Origin of the sequence: Actinomadura sp. 6K520, assembly GCF_004349245.1 — a bacterium.
Classification (GTDB): domain Bacteria; phylum Actinomycetota; class Actinomycetes; order Streptosporangiales; family Streptosporangiaceae; genus Spirillospora.
This window is the reverse complement of sequence record NZ_SMLC01000335.1, coordinates 1-3340: the sequence shown is the minus strand read 5'-3', so window position 1 is coordinate 3340 and position 3340 is coordinate 1. Positions and strand designations below refer to the sequence as shown.

Annotated in this window: 4 protein-coding genes; 2 read left to right on the top strand and 2 right to left on the bottom strand. The window is 78.0% G+C overall.

From position 1 onward, the window contains the following. Positions 1 to 8: 8 nt before the first annotated feature. The gene (locus E1289_RS36945) at positions 9 to 716 is read right to left on the bottom strand and encodes a spermidine synthase (protein ID WP_131988734.1); all 708 of its coding nucleotides are present in this window, start codon (positions 714 to 716) and stop codon (positions 9 to 11) included. Between the two features lie 88 nt (positions 717 to 804). On the opposite strand from E1289_RS36945, the gene E1289_RS36940 reads away from it, so the two are divergent. Both E1289_RS36940 and E1289_RS36935 read left to right on the top strand, forming a co-directional pair. Next, complete coding sequence (locus E1289_RS36940; protein ID WP_165970778.1) at positions 805 to 1605, top strand: SDR family oxidoreductase; 801 nt, start codon at positions 805 to 807, stop codon at positions 1603 to 1605. Positions 1606 to 1707: 102 nt separating this feature from the next. Beyond that, entirely contained in the window at positions 1708 to 2673 is a 966-nt protein-coding gene (locus E1289_RS36935) for a trypsin-like peptidase domain-containing protein (protein WP_131988732.1), read from the top strand. A 61-nt stretch (positions 2674 to 2734) separates the two neighbouring features. Here the strand turns inward: E1289_RS36935 and E1289_RS36930 are convergent. Further along, on the bottom strand, positions 2735 to 3340 hold a 606-nt coding region (locus E1289_RS36930), incomplete at its 5' end, for a helix-turn-helix domain-containing protein (RefSeq protein WP_131988730.1).

The following is a 3340-nucleotide window of genomic DNA, read 5'->3' as shown; positions in this document are numbered from 1 at the left end:
GGGCGCCGTCAGCCGGCGGGGCGGGGGCCGCTCGCCAGGTAGACGACGTCGGGTTCGCCGCGCGGCACCGGCACCGGGCGGGTCCGCACGCGGGTGAACCGGCCGCGCAGCAGCATCTCGAACGCCGGTGCGGCGCCGGCGCTCCACACCGCCAGCGTCCCGCGCGGGGTGAGCCGCGCGGTGAGCAGGTCCAGTCCCGCGGCGCCGTACAGGCGCGCGTTGCCGGGGGTGACCGTCCAGTCGGGGCCGTTGTCGATGTCCAGGCACAGGGCGTCGAACCGCGGGCCGTGCGGGGCGGCGAGGTGGTCGAGCAGGTCGGCGCACTCCACGGTGACGCGCGGGTCGTCGAGCGCGCCGCGCGAGAAGGGCCGCAGTTCGGCGGCGTGCCAGGCGATCACGGCGGGTTCGCGTTCGACGACGGTGACGTGCGCCACGCCGGGCAGGGTGAGGGCCTCGGCGAGGGAGAACCCGACGCCGAGGCCGCCGATGAGCAGCCGTACCGGCCCGTCCAGGTGCTGCGCGGCGGCGCGGACCAGCAGCCGTTCGGACGCGCCGCCGCGGGTGTCCATGAGGAACACGCCGTTGCTGATGATCTCGTAGTGGGCGCCGGCGCGGCGCAGCACCAGTTCCCCGCCGGCACCGGCGGCGCGCTCGACCACCACCGGTTCGCCCGCCGTCCCCGCGGCCCCGGCCGCCGTTCCCGCGCCATCGCCCATGCCCGAACCCTAGCCCGCACGGTTCCCCGGGCTCGCGGGGTTTTCCGGGTCTGGGCGGCGGCGCCCGGTGTCCAGTACGGTGCCGGTCATGCCCGATCCCTCCCTCCCGGGCGGTCTGCTGCGCGGCCGCCGGATCCTGGTCGTCGGCGCGGGGACGCGGCCCAGCGCGGAGCCGGACGCGCCGGTCGGCAACGGCCGCGCCATCGCGATCACGGCCGCGCGGGAGGGCGCCCGCGTCGCGTGCGCCGACGTCGACGGGCACTCCGCCGGCCGGACCGCCGCGATGATCGCCGCCGAGGGCGGGGACGCGTGCGTCGCCGTGGCCGACGTCGGCGACCCCGGGTCCTGCGACCGGGTGGTGTCGCAGGCGGCCGAGCGGCTCGGCGGGCTGGACGGGGTGGTGTTCAACGCCGGGATCGGCATCGGGTACGGGCTGGCGGGCACGGCGCCGGCCGACTGGGACCGCGTCCTGCAGGTCAACCTGCGCGCCCCGTTCCTGGTCGGCAAGGCGGCGATGCCCGCGCTGGACGACGGTGCCGCGATGGTGTTCATCGGGTCGCTGGCGGGGACCAAGCCGGGGTCGCGGTCGCCGTCCTACGACGCCTCCAAGGCGGGCCTGGCCGGGCTGGTGCGCCACATCGCCGCCGAGGGCGCGCCGCGCGGTGTCCGCGCCAACGTGGTCGCGCCGGGCCTGATCGACACCGTCATGGGCCGCGACGCCGCCGCGGGGAACCGGAGCCGGGACCGCGTGGCCGGGCTGATCCCGATGCGGCGGCAGGGCACCGCGTGGGAGGTGGCCGACGTGGCGGTGTTCCTGCTGTCGGAGCGCGCGTCCTACGTCACCGGGCAGGTCGTCCACGTCGACGGTGGCCTGTCCACCCTGCGCTGAACCCCGCCCCCGCCCCTGTGCCCGCGCGGGCGGGCGGCGGCGCGGAACACCTCTTCCCCTCCCATGGTTACCGTGTAACGATGTAATCATCCGGGAGGTGCGATGATCTCCGATCCCCTCGACGGCGGGGCGCCGCTGGACGCCTACTCCCGCGTCGTGTCCGCCGTCGCCCGCGAGCTGACCCCGCGTGTGGCGGCGCTGCGCGTCCGGCACCGGGGCGGTGAGGGCGCCGGCTCGGCGGTGGCGTTCACCGGCGACGGGTTCCTGCTCACCAACGCCCATGTCGTCGGCGCCGCGCACGGCGGCGACGCCGCGTTCGCCGACGGCGCCACCGCCCCCTTCACCGTCGTCGGGGCCGACCCCCTGTCGGACCTGGCGGTCGTCCGCACCGACGGACCCGTCCCCGGCCCGGTCACCCTCGGCGACAGCGACGGCCTCGTCGTCGGGCAGCTCGTCGTCGCCGTCGGCAACCCCCTGGGCCTGTCGGGGTCGGTCACCGCCGGGGTGGTGTCGGCGCTCGGCCGGTCCCTGCCGACCAGGCAGCGCACCCGCGCCGGCACCGCCGTCCGCGTCATCGAGGACGTCATCCAGACCGACGCCGCCCTCAACCCCGGAAACTCCGGCGGCGCGCTCGCCGACGCGCACGGCCGCGTCGTCGGCGTCAGCACCGCCGTCGCCGGGATCGGCCTTGGCCTGGCCGTCCCCATCAACACCACCACCCGCCGCATCATCGGCGCCCTCATCCGCGACGGCCGCGTCCGCCGCGCGTTCCTCGGGCTGGCGGCCGCGCCCGTCCCCGTCCCCGCCGCGCTGCGGGCCCGCACCGGGCAGGACGAGGCGCTGCGCGTCGCCGAGGTCGTGCCCGCCGGCCCCGCCGACCGGGCCGGGCTGCGCCGCGGCGACCTGGTCCTGACCGCCGGCGGGGCACCGGTCTCGCACGCCCAGTCCCTGCAGAAACTCATGTTCGCCGAGGCGATCGGGCGCCCGCTGCCCATCACCGTGCTGCGCAACGGCGCCATGGTCGACGTCATCGCCGAACCCGTCGAGCTCGACGCCGAGCACGCCTGACCCCGCCCACCCCCCGGCCGGCCGCCGCGCGCGCCGGTCGCCCCCGCGGGCCGGGCCGGGGTCAGCGGCCGCGGAACGTGGCCCGGTAGGCGGTGGGCGCCACCCCCACCGCCGCCTGCAGGCGCGCCCGCAGCGACGCCGCCGTCCCGAACCCCGCCCTCGCCGCGACCGCCTCGACCGGCAGATCGGTCTCCTCCAGCAGCCGCCGCGCCCGCTCCACCCGCTGCGCGGCCAGCCACACCTGCGGTGACACCCCCGTCTCCTGCCGGAACCGGCGCGTGAACGTCCGCACGCTCATCGACGCCCGCCCGGCCAGCTCCGCCAGCGTCACCGGCCGGTCCAGCCGCTCCAGCGCCCACGCCCGCGCCGCCGCCGTCGAGGAGTCGCGCGGCGCGGGCACCGGCCGCGCGATGAACTGCGCCTGCCCGCCCTCGCGGTGCGGCGGCACCACCGTGCGGCGCGCCACGTCCCCCGCCACCGCCGCGCCGTGATCACGGCGGATCATGTGCAGGCACAGGTCGATGCCCGCCGCCTCGCCCGCCGAGGTCAGCACGTCGCCCTCGTCGGCGTACAGGACGGCCGCGTCCACCCGCACCCCCGGGAACCGCGCGGCGAACCGCTCGCACGACAGCCAGTGCGTCGTCGCCCGCCGCCCCTCCAGCAGCCC